Source organism: Sulfuricella denitrificans skB26 (genome assembly GCF_000297055.2).
Taxonomy (GTDB): domain Bacteria; phylum Pseudomonadota; class Gammaproteobacteria; order Burkholderiales; family Sulfuricellaceae; genus Sulfuricella; species Sulfuricella denitrificans.
Window position 1 is genome coordinate 23064 of sequence record NC_022357.1, and the last position, 21555, is coordinate 44618.

Annotated in this window: 16 protein-coding genes and 1 tRNA gene; 8 read left to right on the forward strand and 9 right to left on the reverse strand. The window is 58.1% G+C overall.

Annotated elements, in window-relative coordinates:
* Positions 1 to 48: 48 nt before the first annotated feature.
* The gene (gene pepN, locus SCD_RS00095; protein ID WP_009207187.1) at positions 49 to 2694 is read right to left on the reverse strand and encodes an aminopeptidase N; all 2646 of its coding nucleotides are present in this window, start codon (positions 2692 to 2694) and stop codon (positions 49 to 51) included.
* A gap of 242 nt (positions 2695 to 2936) precedes the next feature.
* Here pepN and SCD_RS00100 point away from each other — a divergent pair, with 242 nt between their 5' ends.
* Complete coding sequence (locus SCD_RS00100; protein WP_041673257.1) at positions 2937 to 3464, forward strand: adenine phosphoribosyltransferase; 528 nt, start codon at positions 2937 to 2939, stop codon at positions 3462 to 3464.
* Between the two features lie 111 nt (positions 3465 to 3575).
* On the opposite strand, the gene SCD_RS00105 is transcribed toward SCD_RS00100, so the two are convergent.
* Positions 3576 to 5018: a mechanosensitive ion channel family protein gene (locus SCD_RS00105; RefSeq protein ID WP_009207185.1), complete on the reverse strand. Its 1443-nt coding sequence runs from the start codon at positions 5016 to 5018 to the stop codon at positions 3576 to 3578.
* Between the two features lie 318 nt (positions 5019 to 5336).
* A tRNA-Ala gene (locus tag SCD_RS00110) sits at positions 5337 to 5412 on the reverse strand.
* A 135-nt stretch (positions 5413 to 5547) separates the two neighbouring features.
* Between SCD_RS00110 and SCD_RS00115 the strand changes: the two genes are divergently transcribed.
* Entirely contained in the window at positions 5548 to 6837 is a 1290-nt protein-coding gene (locus SCD_RS00115) for an MFS transporter (RefSeq protein WP_009207184.1), read from the forward strand.
* Between the two features lie 214 nt (positions 6838 to 7051).
* Entirely contained in the window at positions 7052 to 7507 is a 456-nt protein-coding gene (locus SCD_RS00120) for a bacteriohemerythrin (protein WP_009207183.1), read from the forward strand.
* A gap of 216 nt (positions 7508 to 7723) precedes the next feature.
* Here SCD_RS00120 and SCD_RS00125 read toward each other — a convergent pair whose 3' ends face one another.
* A complete protein-coding gene (locus tag SCD_RS00125; RefSeq protein WP_009207182.1) occupies positions 7724 to 9106 on the reverse strand; it encodes a KamA family radical SAM protein in 1383 nt (460 codons plus the stop codon).
* A 197-nt stretch (positions 9107 to 9303) separates the two neighbouring features.
* On the opposite strand from SCD_RS00125, the gene SCD_RS00130 reads away from it, so the two are divergent.
* Positions 9304 to 10617, forward strand: coding sequence for a pyridoxal phosphate-dependent aminotransferase (locus tag SCD_RS00130; protein WP_009207181.1), 1314 nt, complete (start codon positions 9304 to 9306; stop codon positions 10615 to 10617).
* Between the two features lie 19 nt (positions 10618 to 10636).
* Here the strand turns inward: SCD_RS00130 and SCD_RS00135 are convergent, their stop codons facing one another.
* Genes SCD_RS00135 through lgt form a run of 3 tightly spaced genes read right to left on the reverse strand, consistent with a single transcriptional unit; the run spans position 10637 to position 12555 of the window.
* The gene (locus SCD_RS00135) at positions 10637 to 11020 is read right to left on the reverse strand and encodes a VanZ family protein (protein WP_161626917.1); all 384 of its coding nucleotides are present in this window, start codon (positions 11018 to 11020) and stop codon (positions 10637 to 10639) included.
* Positions 11017 to 11769, reverse strand: coding sequence for a DUF2189 domain-containing protein (locus SCD_RS00140; protein WP_009207179.1), 753 nt, complete (start codon positions 11767 to 11769; stop codon positions 11017 to 11019). The genes SCD_RS00135 and SCD_RS00140 overlap by 4 nt, the downstream gene beginning before the upstream one ends.
* A 3-nt stretch (positions 11770 to 11772) precedes the next feature.
* Positions 11773 to 12555: a prolipoprotein diacylglyceryl transferase gene (lgt, locus tag SCD_RS00145; protein ID WP_009207178.1), complete on the reverse strand. Its 783-nt coding sequence runs from the start codon at positions 12553 to 12555 to the stop codon at positions 11773 to 11775.
* Positions 12556 to 12630: 75 nt separating this feature from the next.
* On the opposite strand from lgt, the gene ilvD reads away from it, so the two are divergent.
* The 4 genes from ilvD to SCD_RS00165 all read left to right on the forward strand — a co-directional run bounded on the left by ilvD (position 12631) and on the right by SCD_RS00165 (position 18763).
* Complete coding sequence (gene ilvD / locus SCD_RS00150; protein ID WP_009207177.1) at positions 12631 to 14484, forward strand: dihydroxy-acid dehydratase; 1854 nt, start codon at positions 12631 to 12633, stop codon at positions 14482 to 14484.
* Complete coding sequence (locus SCD_RS00155) at positions 14484 to 16271, forward strand: GspE/PulE family protein (RefSeq protein ID WP_009207176.1); 1788 nt, start codon at positions 14484 to 14486, stop codon at positions 16269 to 16271. The genes ilvD and SCD_RS00155 overlap by 1 nt, the downstream gene beginning before the upstream one ends.
* 61 nt (positions 16272 to 16332) lie before the next feature.
* Positions 16333 to 18378, forward strand: coding sequence for a thioredoxin domain-containing protein (locus SCD_RS00160; RefSeq protein ID WP_009207175.1), 2046 nt, complete (start codon positions 16333 to 16335; stop codon positions 18376 to 18378).
* A 43-nt stretch (positions 18379 to 18421) separates the two neighbouring features.
* Positions 18422 to 18763 (forward strand): c-type cytochrome, encoded by a 342-nt coding sequence (locus SCD_RS00165; protein WP_009207174.1) that lies wholly within the window; start codon positions 18422 to 18424, stop codon positions 18761 to 18763.
* 43 nt (positions 18764 to 18806) lie between these two features.
* Here the strand turns inward: SCD_RS00165 and SCD_RS00170 are convergent, their stop codons facing one another.
* Positions 18807 to 20165, reverse strand: coding sequence for a sodium-dependent transporter (locus SCD_RS00170; protein WP_009207173.1), 1359 nt, complete (start codon positions 20163 to 20165; stop codon positions 18807 to 18809).
* 6 nt (positions 20166 to 20171) lie between these two features.
* Positions 20172 to 21494 (reverse strand): alanine/glycine:cation symporter family protein, encoded by a 1323-nt coding sequence (locus SCD_RS00175; RefSeq protein ID WP_009207172.1) that lies wholly within the window; start codon positions 21492 to 21494, stop codon positions 20172 to 20174.
* Between the last annotated feature and the right edge of the window lie 61 nt (positions 21495 to 21555).

Consider the following 21555-nt stretch of genomic DNA (forward strand, 5'->3'; position numbering starts at 1 on the left):
TATCGGGAAAGCCGTAAATGGCACTCACCCTTGTTGATGCAAGAGGAATTACCCCAGCTGTCTATCCACAATCTCGAACAAATCACGCGACATACCAGCATGGTTGCGCAACATCTCCAGGGCAGCACGGGCATGTGCCTGGCGACTGGCATCAAACTTTCTCCACCGATCAAAACAACGGGCAACCCGGGAAGCGACCTGCGGATTGACGGCGTCGAGCTGACGCGTCTGCTCGGCAAGAAAGCGGTAGCCGCTGCCATCGGCCGCATGAAAGTGTACGTGGTTGCTGCCGAAAGCGCGCAACAGCGAATAGACCTTGTTCGGGTTGCGCAAGTCGAATGCGGGATGTTCGACTAGCCGCTTGACCTCATTCAGAACGCTGGGGCGACGACTGGTGGCCTGGACTTGAAGCCACTTGTCGACAACCAGCGCCTCGCCTTGCCATTGCTGGTAAAAGGCGTCCAGTGCTTGCTGTCGCTCCTCGCCTTCGGACTGCGCCAGAACCATCAGACTGGCAAACTGGTCGGTCATATTGTCAGCGGTATCGAACTGTTGCCGCGCCAGCGCACGAGTAGACGGGCTATCCGCTTCGCACAGGTAGCTCAGGCAGACGTTACGCAACGTACGGTGGCCCACATCGATCAGATCAGGGCGATAACCCCCTCTTGGTGCAAGGCGCTCATAGCAAGCCAGAAATTCCGCGCCGAGATGCTCGGTGAGGAAGCGGCGCAAGCCGTTGCGGGCGGCGTGCAGGGCATCGGGGTCAACCACGTCGAGTTGTTCGGCCAGCGTTGCTTCGCTCGGCAATGACAAGGCTTCGGCGGCAAAGGCAGGATCGGTGTCGGCATCCGCCAGCACCCGCGCCGCTGCCTGAGCAAAGCTGGCTGGCCAGATCGGCGTGCCTCCCGTACTGAGAGTGGCGGTTGCTGCGATGATCAGGCGATTGGCCAGGCGCTGCCCCGCTTCCCAGCGGTTGAAAGGATCGCTGTCGTGCGCCATCAGGTGAGCGAGATCGGCATCGCTGTAAGCATATTCGAGTACGATCGGGGCTGAAAAATCGCGCAATAGCGAGGGCACGGGCGCGACCGGGACGTCTTCGAAAATGAATTCCTGCGTTTCGGTGCACAGCGACAGCACTATCTGGCTGGCAGGGGTGCCGGAATCATCCCCGGCCAGACGCAAGGGCAGATCTTGCCCGTCCGGGCCGACCAGGCCGATGGCAACGGGAATATGGTAGAGTTGCTTGTCGGCTTGGCCTGGCGTGGCCGCGCAGGACTGGCTCAGCCGCAGAATGTAGCGCTGACTGGCGGCATCGTATCGGCCAGTAGCCGCAACGTGTGGCGTACCGGTCTGCTCGTACCAGCGCATGAACTGGCTGAAATCGGCGCCAGATGCATCGGCCATGGCGACGACGAAATTATCGCAGGTCACCGCCTGTCCATCGTGACGGGCGAAGTACAGATCCATGCCGCGACGGAAGGCTGGCTTGCCGATCAGGGTCTGGATCATGCGCACGACTTCGGCCCCCTTCTGGTACACGGTAGCCGTGTAGAAATTGTTGATCTCGATGTACGAAGCCGGCCGCACCGGGTGCGCCATTGGGCCGCTGTCCTCCGGGAACTGGGCGGCACGCAGTCCGCGCACCTCGCGGATACGGGCCACCGAACGATGGTGCACATCGGCGCCGAACTCCTGGTCGCGAAAGACCGTCAGCCCTTCCTTGAGCGAAAGCTGGAACCAGTCGCGGCAGGTCACGCGGTTGCCGGTCCAGTTGTGGAAATACTCGTGCGCCACTACCCGGTCGATGTTTTCATAATCCACGTCGGTGGCCACATCCTGCCTGGCCAGCACGTATTTAGTGTTGAAAATGTTCAGGCCCTTGTTTTCCATCGCCCCCATGTTGAAGTCGCCGACGGCGACGATCATGTAATGGTCGAGATCACATTCCAGGCCAAAGGTCTGCTCATCCCAATGCATCGACTTTTTCAGGGCCGACATGGCGTGCGCACACTGGTCCAGCTTGCCCGGCTCGACAAAGATCGCCAACTGGACCTCGCGGCCCGACGTGGTTCGATAGTTGTCGCGCAGCACGTCGAGTTTGGCGGCAACCATGGCGAACAGATAGCAGGGTTTGGGAAAGGGGTCCTGCCACTTCGCCCAGTGCCGCCCTCCCTCCTCGTCACCGCTGGCGACGGGATTTCCGTTGGCTAGCAGCTGAGGGAACGCCGCCTTGTCGGCATGCAGGGTAACGGTATAGCGTGACATCACGTCCGGCCTGTCCAGAAACCAGGTGATGCGGCGAAAGCCTTGCGCCTCGCACTGGGTGAAATAGCCGTTAGCCGAGAGGTAGAGACCGGACAGGCGGGTATTGCCGTCAGGGTGAATCCGCGTCACCGTCTCCAGGCTGAAGGCATCCGGCAAGTCGGCCAGCGTCAGATGGCCGGCATCCAGGTGGTAGCTGTCGGGCGCCATGTGCACGCCATCGAGGCGGAGGGAGATCAGTTCCAGGTCTTCGCCATCGAGCACTAGCGGGTCATTGGATGTCTTTACCGCCGGGTTGCGGCGCACCGACAGCTGCACCGTTACCAGCGCTTCGCCGCGCCGGAAATCGACGTCAACATCGACCGTGTCAATCAAGAAGGAGGGTGGTGCGTAGTCGGCCAGGTTAATGGTTTGCGGGGTATCTTGAGTCATTGGAGGCATGGCGATCAGGGAAAACCCGTAGTGTGACAGAAAATGATGCCTGGTTTCCGGGGGAGGCGTTGGACTTCGGTCTGAGTTATTGCTGGCGGCAGCTGCTATGAGGACCCCTCGGGGCCTGGCCCGACCCCGACATTTTCATGTATAAACACAGGATCAATCGAATCTGGCCCTGTTGATTCGTAGTCGGTGGAGTAAGGGTATTTCAAAACAAAGTTTGTTTTTTGGGATTTATTATGCCAATAAAGTCACGCATTCGTACCGTCCCCCATTATCCCAAGCAAGGAGTGATGTTTCGGGATATCACAACGCTGTTGAAAGACCCGGTGGGTTTTCGTGTCACCATCAATGAACTGGTCAAACGCTATACGGGTGTAAAAATTGATCGGGTTGCTGCTATCGAGGCACGCGGTTTCATCATTGGCTCGGCACTGGCTTATCAACTGGGCTTGGGCTTTGTGCCCATCCGCAAGCAGGGCAAGTTGCCGGCAGAAACAGTGGGCCATGACTATGAACTTGAATATGGCGCCGATCGTATTGAGATGCATGTGGATGCCGTATCTAAAGGCGAACGGGTGCTGCTTGTGGATGATCTGACCGCGACTGGCGGTACAGCAGGAGCGGCCTGCAAACTCATCGAGAGCATGGGCGGCAAGATCGTGGAATGTTGCTTTGTCATCGACTTGCCGGATCTTGGGGGGCGTGCCCGCCTGGAAAAGCAGGGGCACAAAGTTTTTGCGCTGTGCGAATTCGAGGGCGAATGAAGATGGTATCGATAGTCTTCTCGTCGCCCTGACCTGATAGATACTGTTCAAGAATGACTGCTTGCCCTCGGCAATGGACGGCCCGTCTGACCGCACGAAATGTCATGTCTCTCAAGGTGTCGTCAGCAAGCAGGGCTTCTCTCCGCTGATTTGCGTGCGGAATTGTGGCAGGCTTTGCGGATGATTTTTCTGAATGTAAGCGATAATCTTTTCGCGGATGTCGCAGCGCAAGTCCCAGCCCTTGGATGAATCGGCCGTGGTGGCGAGCACGCGGATTTGCATCGTCTTTTCGGTGGCATCGGTCACCTGCAAATTCCAGAAACGTTTGTCCCAGAGCGGATGGGTCTCGATGATTTCCTTGAGCGCCTTGCGGAGTTCCTCCAGCGGCATAGTGTAATCCACCCAGAGAAACACCGAGCCGAGCAACTGTGCCGAGACACGCGTCCAGTTCTGGAACGGTTTCTCGATGAAATATCCCAGCGGCACAACCAGCCGGCGGTCATCCCAGATGTGGATGGTGACATAGGTCAACGTGATTTCCTCCACGCGACCCCATTCGCCCTCGACAATGACCACATCGTCCAGCCGGATAGGTTGAGTGATGGCGACCTGAAAACCGGCAAACAGGTTGGAAATGGTTTTCTGCGCGGCAAAGCCAAGAATGATGCCAAGGACGCCTGCGGAGGCCAGAATGTTGGCACCGAACTGCCGCACTTCCTGAAAAAGCATCAAGATGGATGCGATGGTGAAGATTGTAATTACGGAGTAAACCACCTTGCTGATGATGTGAACCTGGGTGAATATCTTGCGCGCCTGCAAGTTGTCGACGGCCTTGATGTCGAACTTGGTCAGCACCGTTTTTTCGCCGAGGTTCACCGCTTGGAACAGAATCATGGCCACCGTCACGATCAGCATGATGCTGGTGCCCTTGCCAAGCATACCCGCGTATTCCGGTGGGAGGCCGAGGATGGGCAGGGCAAAGATGACGCCGACCACTGGCACTATGACGCGCAGACTTTTTCCTACCAGCGGCACGAGCAAGTCATCTAGCTTGCTGTTGGATTTGGCGGTCCAGTGTGCCAGTTGCGCCTCCAGCACATGCGTAAACCGGAAGAACAGCCAGAACAGAACGGCGAACACACCGAGGTCGAACACTTTGTTGAAAATCTCGCGCACAACGTGCAGCCCCTCACCCAGACTCAGTTTTATCAAAAACGGGGTGGCCGCGAAATAGATGCCGTAGCACCAGATCAGAACATAGAGCGGCTTGCCCAATGCGCCGAAAACATGATGCTGCAACGTTTCCTCCTCCGGTGCCGTAGCGGCCTTTTTCAACTTGTACCGCACGTAACCGGCGGCGACCCCGTTAAGCAGCAACACCAGCAGGGCAAAGCAAAGCATCACGCCCAGATCCGCCCAAGTGACCGAGCCAAAAGCGATGTTGTTTATGCTTGGGCCGAACAGCCGTTCAAGCCACTGGCTTATCAGCGTGGTCAGTGCGGTCGAGAGTCCGTCTAAATAATCTTTTCCGTTTAGCTTTGAATCGATGGCCATAGTCAGTTTTTATCCTTTATTGTCGATCAGAAGATCGAAACTACCGGCTTTAGCCGGTCAGCATTTAGCTGCCTCGGCACCAGAGTTGGCGGGCGGGACGTTCCAGTACGCCGTCATAATGAATTTTGAAGCGTGGTTCAGGTCAAGCGGTGCCAAAATGCCATTTGCCATCCTGACCGGAGCCAGCGGTCACGGTCAATAGGGTCAGACTCGATTGATTCAGTATTTATTGAAAATATGTCTATGCAGAATCGAATGGCCAGGCACGATTCAATCTTGTAAGGAAAGGCCGACTGAGCACAGCCGGCCTTGGATATTTGGTGGACCGAATGAGGATCGAACTCACGACCTCCGCATTGCGAACGCGGCGCTCTCCCAGCTGAGCTATCGGCCCACGTTTATTGATCAATTTTACATTATAATTTCCATAAATTAAAAAACCTCTTCCGGGGATTGCGCTGGTTCTCCAGCCTTACAGCGTGTGACGGCGTCCTTTTTCGAATTTTTTGGATTACTTTACAAGCTGCTCATGACCGACCTACTCACCGTCCATCGCCCCCTCAATCGCCGTGACTACCATACCCTCGCCCTCGCGGCGCTGGGCGGTGCGCTGGAGTTCTACGATTTCGTGATTTTCATCTTTTTCACGATGATCATCGGGCAGTTGTTTTTCCCGCCCGATATGCCGGACTGGCTGCGCCAGGTGCAGACCTTTGGTATTTTCGCCGCCGGTTACATGGCGCGTCCGCTCGGCGGTATCGTCATGGCGCATTTCGGCGACTTGCTTGGGCGGAAAAAGATGTTTGCGCTCAGTATTTTCCTTATGGCGGTGCCGACCCTGGCAATCGGTTTGTTGCCGACCTACCAGACCTTGGGTATCGGGGCGCCCATATTGTTGCTGGCTTTGCGGATCGTACAGGGGGCGGCCATCGGAGGCGAGGTGCCGGGTGCTTGGGTTTTCGTTGCCGAGCATGTGCCAACACGGCATATTGGCTTTGCCTGTGGCACGCTAACCGCTGGCTTAACTGGCGGTATCCTGCTGGGTTCGCTGGTCGCCACCGCGATGAATATACAATTTTCGCCGCAGGAAATGCTGGACTACGGCTGGCGGATTCCGTTCATCATCGGCGGAGTTTTCGGCCTGGTCTCGGTGTGGCTGCGCCAGTGGCTACACGAAACCCCTGTGTTCAAAGAAATGCAGGCCAATCAGGCGCTGGCTGTGGAGCGTCCACTCAAAACCGTGCTGCGTGAGCATCGCGGCGCGGTCGTGCTGTCAATGATCCTGACCTGGCTGCTTTCCGCCGCCATCGTGGTGATGATCCTGATGACGCCGACGCTGGTGCAGAAACTGTATGGCATCCCCGCCACCACCGCCTTGCGGGCCAACACGCTGGCGACGCTGTTCCTGTTCTTCGGTTGCGTGCTGGCAGGTTTCACCGTCGATCGCTTTGGTGCCGGAAAAACATTGGTGATTGGATGCACGCTAATGGCCACGACTTCCTGGCTACTCTATAGCGGGCTGAAAATCGACCCGACGCGGATAAATATGCTGTATGCGCTGGCTGGTTTGAGCGTGGGCGTGATCGGCGCGGTACCTTTTGTGATGGTTCATGCTTTCCCGGCTGCGGTGCGTTTCTCCGGGCTGTCGTTCTCCTACAATCTGGCCTACGCGATCTTCGGTGGCATGACGCCCATTGTGGTCAGTCTGTTGTTGCCCCTCGACCCGATGGCCCCGGCGCATTATGTGATGGCGCTTAGCGTTGTGGGGGGGCTGACTGGGTTGTATCTGTGGCGCAGTGAAAAACGCCGGAATTTTTAATGACAGGAACGCAAAATTTTGCACCCCTGCGTTCGATGCTACTCAGCAGCAGCATCGTCCATAGGCAGGATCATGACAGGAAATGGAACGGTATCCGACGTTGCTGCTGATGGTATGGATTTCCCTTATTTAGAATAAGGGTTTACCCGATACTGATAAATTTCAGCTTCTGCTAAAGTCCAAAGACACTGGGTTTGAGAGAGTTTAGAGAATCATGGCGGATGCAGTCCCGTGGAAAAAAGAATACAGCGTCAACGATCCGGAACTCGATGAGCAACATAAGCTCCTGATCCAGATGATTAATGACCTGCATGGGGTCATCGTCAAGAAACACGACCCGGGCACGGTATGCGAAGTGCTGGCGAGGTTGATCCACTACACCCGCACGCATTTTGAGGAGGAAGAAGCCTTGATGCGGAACTCCGATTTCCCGGGGTATGAGGCGCACAAAGCGAGGCACGAGCAGTTTATCAACGAAGTGGAAGCGCTTAAGCGGCGCGCTAAAATGAGCCACGGCAGCGAGCAGCTGGTTGGCATGGAAATGCTGTTCAAGCTGAAGGACTGGCTGGTCGATCACATCGTTGTCATGGACATGGATTATTCACGTCATGTGCAGAGTCGGAGTGCGGTTCGGGGTACGGTCAAGAGTTGGCTCGGAAAGTTCGGGTAGTACGCTGGACCTCGCTCTAGAACAGGCTTAGCGCACTACACTGCCGAAAAAACAGCCGTTCTGGGGTCTGGCTGCCCCGGCTGCCGCAGTCCTGACTTGCGCGAAGTGCCTGCTCGGGCTGGTTCTGACCAACTTTATCGCCCCTTCTTCAACCTCACTTTTAGCGGGACAATAATCCTAAAACAGGGAGTTGTTGCATAGTCGTAACCCCGTGGGCTATTCAAAGTCGTCCGCGGTGCTGGCGCCTTTTTTCTCGCGGAAAAGCTGCTCCATCTCTTCTTCAAAGAAAAACTTTTCCTCACCGAAAGCGGGCTTGAGGTCATCCAGCCAGGTTGCTTTGTCGTCGTAGGCGGCAAAGAAAGGTCGCTGAACCCAGTCCGGATCGCGTCCCTGCAGGAAGCGCAACGTGAAAATTTTCTCCCCTTTCGCTTCGGATACGCCAAGCAGCTGGACCTTGCCCGGGTTGGCGGACATGCTGGGGCCTCGCACCGTGCGGCACAGCCCGCTGACCTGTTGGTAGGCCTCGCGAAAAATCTGCCAGGCCCGTTCCAGCGGCACCGAGAAATAATGCTGCGCGCCGGTATCCCGTGCCACGAACATGTAATACGGGATGCAGCCCAGATCGACCTGCGCGTTCCACATTCTGGCCCATGTCGCGGGGTCGTCATTGATGTGGCGCAGCACGGGCGACTGGGTGCGAATCTCCGCTCCGGTTTCCCGTATGCGCCGGATGGCTTCACGCACTACCTCGGGTTCCAGCTCGCGCGGATGGTTGAAGTGGGCCATGAGCGCCAAGTGCAGGCCTGAGCCGCTTACTTTGCGGAACAGGTCGAGCAGGTCTTCGGTGTCGTCATCGCTGACGAACTTGTAAGGCCAGTAGCCGAGTGCCTTGGTGCCGATGCGGATGCGGCGCAGATTTGGCAGATTCGCCTGGATCAGCGGCTCCAGGTAGGAGGCCAGGTTTTTTGCCGACATGATCATCGGGTCGCCGCCGGTGAACAACACATCCGTCACTTCGGGGTGTTCGCGAAGGTAGGCGATCAGCAGGTCGATTTCCCGGCTGGCGAACTTGAAATCCGACATGCCGACGAACTGCGGCCAGCGGAAGCAGAAGGTGCAGTAGGCGTGGCAGGTCTGGCCCTGGCTGGGGAAAAACAATACTGTCTGCCGGTACTTGTGCTGCATGCCGTGCAGCCGCTCCCCGTTCAGTACCGGTACATTATGGTCGATCTGCCCAGCCGGGTGGGGGTTGAGCTGCATGCGGATGCGGTTGGCTGCCTCGCGGATGATCGTCTTGTCCGCGCCCTGCTTCAGCAGCGCGGCGATTTCGTCGTAGTGTTCCGGCAGCAGCATGTCGCGTTGGGGGAAGGTGAGCACAAAGATCGGGTCGTTGGGAATGTTGTCCCAGTCGATCAGCTGCTCGACGACAAAGTTGTTGGCCTTGAAAGGGAGGACGCTTCCAACCACCTCGATGTCGAATTTCTGTTGCTCAGACAGGCGTGACATTTGCGGAATATCGCGGAAATTGTTCAGCAGATAGGATTTGTATTGCGGTTTCTGAAGCGTGGGGGCTGGAACATTGGCATTGGGCGCCTGCATGGTTTTGTCTCCTGTTGCCTGATGCGCAGAGTGGCGGCACATGTAAAAATATGTATTGCACAAAACAATATTGTACGATAATACCATGCTAGGCGAGCTGATGCCGCCTATCTGCCGTAACCCATTGTTTTTTGTAAAACAGTTTGCGTGTGTCTGCCCCGTGCGGTGGACTTCATTATCTATACTCGGAGCTGATCATGACGCGACGCAAAACCGCTTTGCCTGATGTCCACCTCAATCTGAACGTACGTGGACTGAAACAGTCCGCGACCCTATCCATCAATGAGCGCAGTGCTCAACTGCAGCAGGAAGGGCGTCAGATATTCCGCCTTGGTCTGGGCCAGTCGCCCTTTCCGGTGCCACAACCGGTGGTAGACGAGCTCAAGGCCAATGCTCACCAGAAAGACTATCAGCCGGTGCGGGGGCTATATGTGTTGCGTGAAGCGGTGGCGGCCTACCACCGGCGCATGCATGGTATCGACCGTTCCGCGGCGGATGTCCTGATCGGTCCCGGCTCCAAGGAGCTGATGTTTATCCTGCAACTGGTTTACTACGGCGACCTGGTAATACCCACGCCCAGCTGGGTGTCTTATGCGCCCCAGGCACAGATCGTCGGGCGCCAGATCCGCTGGGTGCCGACTGGCCTGGAGAACGATTGGCGCCTGATGCCCGAGGAACTGGACCGGATCTGCCGGGAGGACTCGAGCCGGCCTCGCATCGTGATTCTTAATTATCCGTCCAACCCTACCGGCGACAGCTATACCCTGGACGAGCTCAAAGCGCTGGCCAAGGTGGCCAGGCGTTACAAGGTGATCCTGCTTTCGGACGAGATCTATGGCGAACTCCATTATCGCGGCCAGCATGTCTCGATTGCCCGCTTCTACCCAGAGGGTACGATCATCAGCGGCGGCCTGAGCAAATGGTGTGGCGCCGGTGGCTGGCGGCTCGGCACCTTCACCTTTCCGCATTCCCTGCGCTGGCTACTGGACGCCATGGCGGTTGTGGCGAGCGAAACCTTTACTTCAACCAGCGCCCCGATTCAGTACGCAGCAGTGCGTGCTTTTCAGGGCGGCATGGAGATGGAGCAGTACCTTAATCAGTCGCGCCGGATTCTGCGTCATCTCGGGCGGCATATCTGGAAACGGCTTAAGGCTGTGGGGGCGATCGTCTCCGAGCCGGTCGGAGGCTTTTACCTGTTTCCGGATTTTGGCCCTCTGCGCGAGGTGTTGGCAGCGCGCGGGATCAACGACAGCGTGACACTGTGTGAAAGACTGCTGGAGGAAACCGGGGTGGCGACCTTGCCGGGCGTCGAGTTTGGTCGGCCGCGAGAAGAATTGACCCTGCGCCTGGCCTATGTTGATTTTGATGGCGCCCGGACGCTGGTCGCAGCGCAACAGATACCGCCGGACAGGGAGCTAGACCAGGATTTTCTGGAGCATTACTGCCCCAATGTCGTTAATGCGATCAGCGCGATGTGCCTATGGTTAAGAGAGCCAGCCAAAGATGTCTGAAAATTTAGCGGAAAGGAAGTCAGCATTTGGAAAGGTGTTTCTTAGCCCAGGACAGCAGACTGGGCAGGCGCGGTGGTGCAGCTATCCAGCCGAGGCAGGCGCCAATCGCGTCCGCAACCATGTCGGCGACTTCGAACGAGCGGTAGTCGGTTGTACCCTGAGCGTATTCCATGGCGATTCCCAGCCCCACCATGCCGATAACTAGCCCAATTCTTTGGCGTAGCCCGGTATAGAGCTGCGCGAACCACAAGGTTACCAGGCCATAGGCGGCGAAATGACCAAGCTTGTCTCCGTTATCAATGTTAATTTGTGGTGGTGAAGGGGTCAGCGAGAGGTAGATGATGAGACCGACCCCGAACCATCCTGCCGCACGCCAGTAGTGAGTGATTTTTGTCGGGTTCAAACGCATACATCCCGGAAAGCCCGTTCGCTGGCATAAGCCAGGACCGGAAACACCATTACGAACAGGGGCATGAACAGCAGGATGGTGCCGGCGATACTGACCGACAATATGATTCCCCAGGTAATCATCACTCCAAAATTTCCGAAAACCGCGCGTACGCTGGTTCCTACGGAATTTGTCAGTCCTATGTGGCGGCTGACGATCAGCGGGACGGAAAACGCGGAAATGGCAAAAATCATGAAGGCCAATACCGATCCGGTGAGCGAACAGAACAGCACAAAAGACAGCAGTTTACTGCCCTCCCCGATTCCGGAAATCAATTCCAGCGATCCGAGCAGGGGCGCGGTTCCGAAATACAGGCTGTAGACGATGGCGGCATCGGTCAGCCAGACCAGGAACAGGAAGGCACAGATGACGGAGATGACCCACAGCCCCGCCGGACCATGCCGGAAGCCGCGGAAAAAATCGATAAAGCGCACCGGTTTTTGCTGTGTGCGCAGGGCGGCCACATGAAAGAACCCTGCCAGGAAGGCCGGACCGACCAGCATGAAGCCGCCCGCCAACGGAAAGGCCATCGGTGCGATGTCCAGTTTTACCGCGCCGATTAGCAGGATGGCTCCGATTACCGCAAAGATGCCGGCGTAGGCAATGCTGGCATTTTGAGTTTGGCGGAACATCCGCCAGCCATGGGAGATCCAGCTTCGGATATGGGGAAATGTAACCTTGCGATAATTACGCGCTTGTTCCACGACTCAAGTGCCTTTTCGGTATGCCCATCGCAGCATGGCTATGCCTGCCACGACCATCGGAAGGGAAAGCCACTGCCCCATGCTGAGGTTGAGAGCCAGCAGCCCAAGAAAGCTGTCCGGCTCGCGTGTGTATTCAACCAGGAAGCGGAAGCTGCCATAGCCGATCAGGAACAGGCCGGATACTGCGCCGGTCGGACGCGGCTTGCTTGAGAATAGCCAGAGCAGGGCGAATAGCGCCAGACCTTCAAGCGCAAACTGGTAAAGTTGCGACGGATGGCGTGCCACGCTGTCAATTTGCGGAAACACCACGGCCCAGGGGACATCGCTGGGGCGGCCCCACAGTTCGCCGTTGATGAAATTGCCGAGGCGCCCGGCGGCCAAGCCGAGCGGCACCAGGGGGGCGATGAAATCGGTGATGGCGAGCCAGCTTTTCCCGGCCTTGCGGGCGAATAGCCACATTGCTACAAGTACGCCGAGAAAACCGCCATGGAATGCCATGCCGCCCTGCCAGACAGAAAAAATTTCGAGCGGATGGGCAAGGAAATGGGCTGGCTGATAAAACAGCACATAACCCAGTCTGCCGCCCAGCACGACGCCCAGGACGCCGTAGAACAGCAGGTCGTCAAGTTGCCGGACATCCCAGCCAGGTTGCGGGCCGTTCTTGACGCGCTGCCGCCCGAGCAGCAGAAACAGGCCGAAAGCCAGCAAATACATCAGGCCGTACCAGCGGATGGCGAGCGGGCCGAGATGGAGGGCGACGGGATCGAATTGCGGATGGATCAGCATTGAGGCGGCAAGGAATTCGGTTAAAATGCAGATTATACGTTAATCTTAATGTTTTCCTGCTAGCAAGGATCGACCATGCCCGCTTACCGTTCCAAGACCTCCACCCACGGCCGCAATATGGCTGGCGCGCGCGCCCTGTGGCGCGCCACAGGCATGACCGATGGCGACTTTGGCAAACCCATAATCGCTATCGCCAATTCCTTTACCCAGTTCGTGCCGGGCCACGTCCACCTCAAGGACATGGGGCAGCTGGTGGCGCGCGAGATCGAGGCTGCCGGCGGCGTGGCCAAGGAATTTAATACTATCGCGGTGGACGACGGCATCGCCATGGGCCATGCCGGTATGCTCTACAGCCTGCCCTCGCGCGAACTCATCGCCGACAGCGTCGAATACATGGTCAACGCCCACTGCGCCGATGCCCTGATCTGCATTTCCAACTGCGACAAGATCACCCCCGGAATGCTGATGGCGTCCCTGCGCCTCAACATCCCGACGATCTTCGTTTCCGGCGGGCCGATGGAGGCGGGTAAGGCGGTCATTCAGGGCAAGACGCTGCACCTGGATCTGGTGGATGCCATGGTGGCGGCGGTGGATCCCCAGTTTACCGACGCCGAAACCCTGAGTATGGAGCGCTCCGCCTGCCCCACCTGCGGTTCCTGTTCCGGCATGTTCACCGCCAACTCGATGAACTGCCTGGTCGAGGCGCTTGGCCTGGGCTTGCCGGGTAACGGTTCGCTGTTGGCGACCCATGCAGACAGGAAACGCCTGTTCCTCGAAGCGGGCAGGCTGATTGTGGCGCTCGCCAAGAGTCACTACGAGCGCGATGACATGTCCGTGCTGCCACGGTCGATTGCCAGTTTCAAAGCTTTCGAGAATGCCGTCGCGCTTGATATCGCCATGGGCGGTTCCACCAACACCGTTTTGCACCTGCTGGCAGCAGCCCATGAGGCGGGCGTGGATTTCACCATGAAGGATATCGACCGCATGTCGCGCAAGGTGCCTCATCTATGCAAAGTGGCGCCCAGCATCCAGACCTACCACATGGAAGACGTGCATCGCGCCGGCGGAATCATGTCCATTCTGGGCGAACTCAACCGCGCCGGGCTGCTGCATAGCGATCTGCCGACCATCCACAGCCCGTCCATGGGGCAGGCGCTGGAACACTGGGACGTAACGCTTACCCACGACGAAAAAGTAAAAACCTTTTATCGCGCTGCGCCTGGCGGCGTACCGAGCCAGACCGCATTTAGCCAGGACAGGCGTTATCCGGATCTCGACATCGACCGCGTCGGCGGCTGCATTCGCGACAAGGCCCATGCCTATTCCCAGGACGGTGGCCTGGCCGTGCTCTATGGCAACATCGCCGAGGACGGCTGCATCGTCAAAACCGCCGGGGTGGACGAAAGCATCCTCAAATTCAATGGTCGCGCCCGTATTTTCGAGAGCCAGGATGATGCCGTGGAGGGCATTCTCGCCGACAAGATCGTCGCCGGCGACGTGGTGATAATCCGCTACGAAGGACCCAAGGGTGGCCCCGGCATGCAGGAAATGCTGTACCCCACCAGCTACCTGAAATCGAAAGGGTTAGGCAAAGCCTGCGCCCTGCTCACCGATGGGCGCTTCTCCGGCGGCACCTCGGGCCTGTCTATCGGCCACGCTTCGCCGGAAGCGGCAGAAGGTGGCGCTATCGGCCTGATCGAGGAAGGCGACATTATCGAGATCGACATTCCCAATCGCAGCATTAATCTGAAGGTGACGTGGGAAGAGCTTTCTCATCGCCGTGCGCTGATGGAAGAAAAAGGCGCCAAGGCATGGCAGCCGGAAAGCCGTAACCGGATCGTTTCGGCGGCCTTGCGAGCCTACGCGGCGATGACCACCAGCGCGGCCAAAGGTGCTGTGCGCGATGTGTCGCAGGTGGAACGCCGCTAGTGACCGATAAGGGCGCCCCCAAGTTGACCGACCACAAGCTCGGCTTGCGCGAGTTGGTCGATGCGTTGATCGCAGACGGCTTGATTGAAGAAGCGGATGCCGCTAACTTGTTGTTGCCGGCACGAAGCGCTCGTGGGGAAGTTCATCCACTGGTGCAAATTGCCGAGCAGAAATGGAAATCGGCCAAGCCCCCGCACAAGCTGCTTAGCCTCGAGGTCTTGACCGAGTGGCTGGCGGACTGGGTCAAGCTGCCCTATTACCACATCGACCCGCTGAAGATAAATGTGACCGCCGTCACCAACATCATGTCGGATACGTATGCGGCGCGCTTTCGCATCCTGCCGGTCGAAGTCACCGCGCGAGAGGTGGTGGTTGCCACGGCCGAGCCTTTCCTGAAAGAATGGGAAAAGGAGTTGATGCCGATTTTGCGCCTCGACATCAAACGTGTCGTCGCCAACCCCCTGGATATCCAGCGCTATCTTGTCGAGTTCTATAATCTGGCGCGTTCGGTCAAGAAAGCCTCGCAATCGCAGAGTTCGGCTTTCGGCGGGGGTCTTTCCAACTTCGAGCAGCTGGTGGACATGGGGCGCACCGGCAACCTCGATGCCAATGACCAGCATGTCGTCCATATCGTCGACTGGTTGTTGCAATACGCCTTCGATCAGCGCGCTTCCGACATCCATCTCGAGCCGCGGCGTGACTTCGGCGACGTGCGCTTCCGCATTGACGGCGTAATGCACCACGTTTACCAGATTCCGCTCGCGGTGATGGGTGCGGTGACCAGCCGCCTCAAGGGCCTCGGGCGGATGGACATCGTCGAGAAGCGCCGTCCCCTGGATGGCCGTATCAAGACGCGCTCCCCCGACGGCAACGAAATCGAACTACGCCTCTCCACCATGCCGACCGCCTTCGGCGAGAAGATGGTAATGCGCATCTTCAATCCCGACGTGATCACGCAGAGCTTCAGGGAAATGGGCTTCTCCGATGAGGACGTGGCGCGCTGGACCCAGATGACCAGCCAATCCAACGGCATCATTCTGGTTACCGGACCGACCGGCTCGGGCAAGACCACCACGCTGTACTCCGCACTGCGCCAGCTCGCTGTGCCGGAAGTGAACGTCTGCACTATCGAAGACCCGATCGAGATGATTGCACCTCAGCTCAACCAGATGCAGGTGCAACACAATATCGGCCTGGATTTTGCCAGCGGTGTTCGCACACTGATGCGGCAGGACCCGGATATCATCATGGTGGGTGAGATCCGTGACCTGGAAACTGCGGAAATGGCAATCCAGGCGGCGCTGACCGGGCATCTGGTGCTGTCCACCCTGCACACCAACGACGCGCCCTCGGCGATTTCCCGCCTGCTCGATCTGGGTGTCCCGCCCTATCTGCTCAACGCGACCCTGCTCGGGGTGATGGCGCAACGCCTGGTGCGTACCCTGTGTCCACACTGCAAGGAGCGCGAAGCACTCGACGGCGAAGTCTGGGAATCTATGGTCAAACCATGGAAAGCCGCCGCGCCGGCGACGGCCTGCGCGCCGAAAGGCTGCCTGGAATGCCGCATGACCGGCTATCTCGGGCGCATTGGTTTGTATGAGATGCTGATCATGTCACCTGGCCTGCGCAAGCTGATCAAGCCGGCCTGCGATGTCGCCGCCCTGCGCGAGCAGGCCTACAAGGAAGGCATGAAGCCGCTCAGGATCAGCGGCGCTCAGAAGGTTGCGAGCGGACTCACCACCATAGAGGAAGTTTTGAAAGTCGCCCCGCCGCCCTACGGCATCTAATTGTTGACCAAAATAGTCGGTCTTTATGGTATCCTGATTATCGCCTTTTCAGGAGATCGTCATGGCCAACCATCTTGTTTCAGAATCCAGCCCCTATTTGCAGCAGCATGCCGACAATCCGGTGAATTGGCATCCATGGTGTGAGCAAGCGCTAGCTCTTGCGCGCGAACAGGACAAGCCGATTCTGCTTTCTGTCGGCTATTCAACTTGCCACTGGTGCCATGTCATGGCGCACGAATCGTTCGAGGATCAGACCACTGCCGATCTGATCAACCGCGACTATATCGCCATCAAGGTCGACCGTGAAGAGCGGCCTGACCTCGACCAGATCTACCAGAGTGCCCACAATCTGCTCACCGGAAAGAGCGGCGGTTGGCCGCTGACCCTGTTTCTGACCCCGGATCAGACCCCCTTCTACGGCGGCACCTATTTCCCTCCCGAGGCTCGCTACAACCGGCCTGGCTTCAAGGACCTGCTGCCGAAAGTGGCGCAGGCTTATCGCGAACGCCGGCATGATATTGCCCAGCAAAATATCTCGCTGCGGGAAAGCCTGGCGTCCGGCGGGCCAGTACCACAGGCAGGGATAGAGCCCAACCCGGCGCCCCTGGCAGGTGCGCAATCCCAGCTCGAGAAAAACTTCGATCCGGTGCATGGCGGCTTCGGCGGTGCCCCCAAGTTTCCCCGGCCGAGCGAAATCGCCTTTTGCCTGCGCCGTTATGCCGCCGAAGAGAATGCACAAGCGCTGGAGATGGCACGCCAGACGCTGCGCAAAATAGCCGACGGCGGCATCAACGACCAGCTTGGCGGCGGCTTCTGCCGTTACAGTGTGGACGAGCGCTGGCTGATCCCGCATTTCGAGAAAATGCTTTACGACAACGGCCCGCTGCTCGAACTGTATGCCAACGCGTGGTGTTGCAGCGGCGACGAGCGTTTCCGCAGGGTGGCGGAAGAGACCGTAGCATGGCTGGAACGTGAAATGCGCGCGCCGCAGGGCGGCTTCTATTCGGCGCTGGATGCCGATTCCGAGCACGTGGAGGGCAAGTTCTACGTATGGACGCCGCAGGAAGTTGCCGCCACGCTTTCTGCCGACGAATATGCCGTCCTGTCGCGCCATTACGGCCTTGACCAACCGGCCAACTTCGAAGGCAGCCACTGGCATTTTTATGTCGCCCATCCGCTCGACCAGGTAGCGCGGGAGCTAAGCGTGGAATTGGACGATGCGTGGCGTTTGCTGGAAAGTGCGCGAACCAAACTGATAGCCTTGCGTGCACAACGGGTGCGGCCAGGGCGGGACGAAAAGATCCTGACCAGCTGGAACGCACTGATGATCAAAGGACTGGCTCATGCCGGCCGTACCTTCGGGCGGGAAGACTGGATCGCCCTGGCACAGCAGGCAACGGATTTCATTCACGCTGAATTGTGGCGAAACAACCGGCTGCTGGCCTCGTGGAAAGATGGCAAATCCAATCTGGGTGGCTATCTCGACGATTACGCCTTTCTCCTCGACGCTTTAGTGGAATTGTTACAGGCCCGTTTTCGCACGGCCGATCTGACCTTCGCGTGTGAGCTGGCGGAAGCGCTGCTAGTCCGGTTCGAGGACTGCGATCAGGGCGGTTTCTATTTCACCGCGCACGATCACGAAACCTTGATTTTCCGGCCGAAAACAGGGTTCGACAATGCAACCCCATCCGGCAATGCCGTGGCGGCGTTCGCGCTGCAGCGGCTAGGGCACCTGCTCGGCGAAACCCGGTACCTGGCAGCGGCGGAGCGTGCTCTCAAGCTGTTTTACCCTCAGATTGCCAGCCAGCCGGCCGGCTTCATGTCCTTTCTTTCGGTTCTGGAGGAATATCTGGATCCGCCGCAGATCGCCGTCCTGCGCGGCCCTGCCGAGCAGGTCGCGGCTTGGCAACAAACCCTGGCGAAGGAATATCGGCCCTCTACCATGGTTCTGGCGTTGTCGGACGAGATGGAAAAGCTGCCTGGCAGTCTCGACAAGCCGGCAACATCTGTTGTCAACGCCTGGGTGTGCCAGAGCGTTAAATGTTTACCGGCAATATCGGATATTGATATCCTGCTACAGGTTTGCAAAGTCGGAAAAATTGGATAAGATGTCGGATCAATTTTTTTTCAAGTTAAACAAGGAGTCTTAAATGAAAGCAATTCTGGGAATTGCCGCTGCTGCGGCCCTGCTGGTGGCTGGACAAGCTGTTGCTGCGGATGAAAGCGCTCTGGCAGGAAAGAGTGGCTGCCTGGCTTGCCATCAGGTCGCCGTTAAGGTGCTAGGCCCGGCTTACAAGGATGTGGCCAAGAAATATGCTGGTGATAAAGGTGCCCAAGCCAGGCTCACCGATCATGTTGTAAAGGGGACAGGACCTGCTGGCTTGGGGTGGATGAAAGAGGGCAAGGCCGGCATGCCTTTTATGCCGCCAAACGCTGCGGTGAAGCCGGAAGATGCCGCCAAACTGGTCCAGTGGATCCTCAGCCTGAAGTAATTTGGCAGTTGAACGAAAAAAGCCGGCACAGCGCCGGCTTTTTTTATTTCACCAGCCCGAACAGATAGAGGAAGATGGCGATGATCGCCAGCGGCGAGACGAAGCGGATGGTAAAGCGCCACAGCCGGTAAGGCCATGCACTTACATTAAGCTCATCCTGAACGTGATGGGTCTTCATCACCCATCCTGCGAACAGCGCCATGAGCAGCCCGCCCAGGGGTAACAGGATATTGGTGGTCAGCTTGTCGAGGGTGTCGAAAATACCGAGGCCGAACAGCAGGTGCACGTCTTTCCAGACGTTGAACGAGAGCAGTACGGCAATGCCGAGCAACCAGTCGGTCAGGCCGATCAGCAATGCCGCACCCTTGCGGGTCAGGCGTGTATTTTCGGTCAGCCAGGAAATTGCCGGTTCGACCAGGGAAATCGCCGATGTCCAGGCAGCGAAGGCGACCAGCAGGAAGAACAGCGTGCCGATAAAAGCTCCGCCCGGCATTTTTCCGAAGGCGATAGGCAGAGTCTGGAAGATCAGCCCAGGCCCTGCCGCCGGCTCGAGTCCATTGGCGAACACCAGGGAGAAAATGGCGAGCCCCACCAGGAGGCCGATAGCGGTGTCGGCAAGGGCTACGAACAGTGAGGTGCGTGCGATGGAGACATGGCGCTGGAGGTAGGAGCCGTATACCATCACCGCTCCCATCCCTAGGCTCAGGGAAAAGAAGGCATGGCCGAGCGCCGAGAGCACTACCACCGGCGTGACTTTGGAAAAGTCGGGGGTAAACATGAAATCGGCAGAGCGGGCGACATCGCCTTCGGCCAGGCTGTAGCCAAGCAGCACTAGCAGAATGGCAAACAGTGCGGGCATCAGGATATTGTTGGCCTTTTCCAGACCCGAATTCACGCCGCGCGCTACTACGCTCATAGTCATCACGATGAACAGGCTATGCCACAAGCCCAGCTCCAGTGGCGCGGCAAGAAATGCGTTGAACTGATTCTGTGCCATCGCTCCATCGATACCTTTGAAGGCGCCGCTGGCCGCACGAACCACGTAATCCAGCACCCAGCCGGCGATTACACTGTAAAAGGCCAGAATCAGCAGTCCCGCGATCAGGCCCATAATGCCCACCCATCGCCATAACATAGGAGCGCCTGCTTCCTTCGCCAGAGCGGCCATGCCATCTACAGGATTGCGCTGAGCGCGACGGCCGAGCATGATCTCGCACATCATCAGCGGGAGGCCAACTACGGCGATACAGGCGATAAAAACCAGGACGAAGGCGCTACCGCCGTTGACCCCGGTCATGTATGGGAATTTCCAGATATTGCCAAGACCTATCGCAGAGCCGGCCGTGGCCAGGATGAAGGTCCAGCGACTGGTCCAGTGGCTACGGTGTTGGGTCTGGGTCATGGCCGGTCAGGACTTGAAATAGCGGTCGGTCTCCGCTTTGATGACCTTGGACAGCAACAGCAGGCCGATCAGGTTGGGGATGGCCATCATCCCGTTCATCAGGTCGGAGAAGTTCCAGACGAATTCCAGATTCATCATCGCCCCGACGACCACCATGGCGATGAAAAAAATGCGGTAGATGCGGATGGAACGCGCGCCGAACAGATATTCAATGGCCTTCTCGCCATAGTAATTCCAGCCTATCAGGGTGGAATAGGCGAACACGGCCGTTGCCAGGGCGACGATGATCTCGCCTGCGCTGCCAAGCGTCTCACCGAAGCTGGCGCTGGTCAGCTGGCCGGCGCTGACGCCCTGTGTCCACGAGTTCGCGCTGAGGATCACCAGGGCGGTCATGGTGCAGACCACCAGGGTGTCGATGAAGGTCTGGGTCATGCTGACGAGTGCCTGCTTGACCGGATCACTGGTGCGTGCGGCGGCGGCGGCAATCGGCGCCGAGCCCAGGCCGGATTCGTTGGAGAACACGCCGCGCGCGATGCCGAAGCGCATGGCTGCGGCGATGGTAGCGCCGGCAAATCCGCCGGTGGCAGCGGCTGGCGAGAAGGCATGGCTGAAGATCAGGCCGAAGGCATGGGGAATTTCGGTAACATTGAGTGCAAGCACCACCAGGGCCGAACCCACGTAGCCGATGATCATGAACGGCACGAGAAAAGAGGTGAATTTACCGATCGAGCGGATGCCGCCCAGAATCACCAGGGCCGTCAACACCATCAGCACGACACCGGTGACCCACGGCTCGACATGAAAAGTGGCCTCAAAGATCTTGGCGGTGGCGTTGGCCTGCGCCATGTTGCCGATGCCAAAGGTGGCGAGGGCGGTAAACAGTGCGAACAGCCATCCCAGCCACGGCAGCCCGGCACCCTTTGCAAGGTAATACATGGGCCCGCCGCGCATCCCGTGTTCCCCTTTCTCACGGTATTTGACCGCCAGCACGGCTTCGGAATACTTGGTTACCATTCCGACCAGACCGGTCATCCACATCCAGAACACCGCGCCAGGACCGCCTAGCGTGATCGCGGTGGCAACGCCGACGATGTTGCCGATACCGACTGTGGCTGCCAGTGCCGTCATCAGTGCGGCGAAATGGCTGATGTCGCCGGCGTGGCCGTGGTCCTTGTGAAAAACCAGACGAAAAGCTAGCGGCAGCGCCCGAAACTGCAAGCCTTTCAGCAGCACAGTCAGGTACAGGCCAGTGCCCACTAGCAGGGTCAGCATGGGTGGCCCCCATACCCAGCCGGACAGCGTCGCGATCAGCGCTTCGATTGTTTGCATGTTGTTTCCCCCTGACCGCTGTGGCGGCTTGTTTTTATAGTACTTCCGCGAATTATAACCA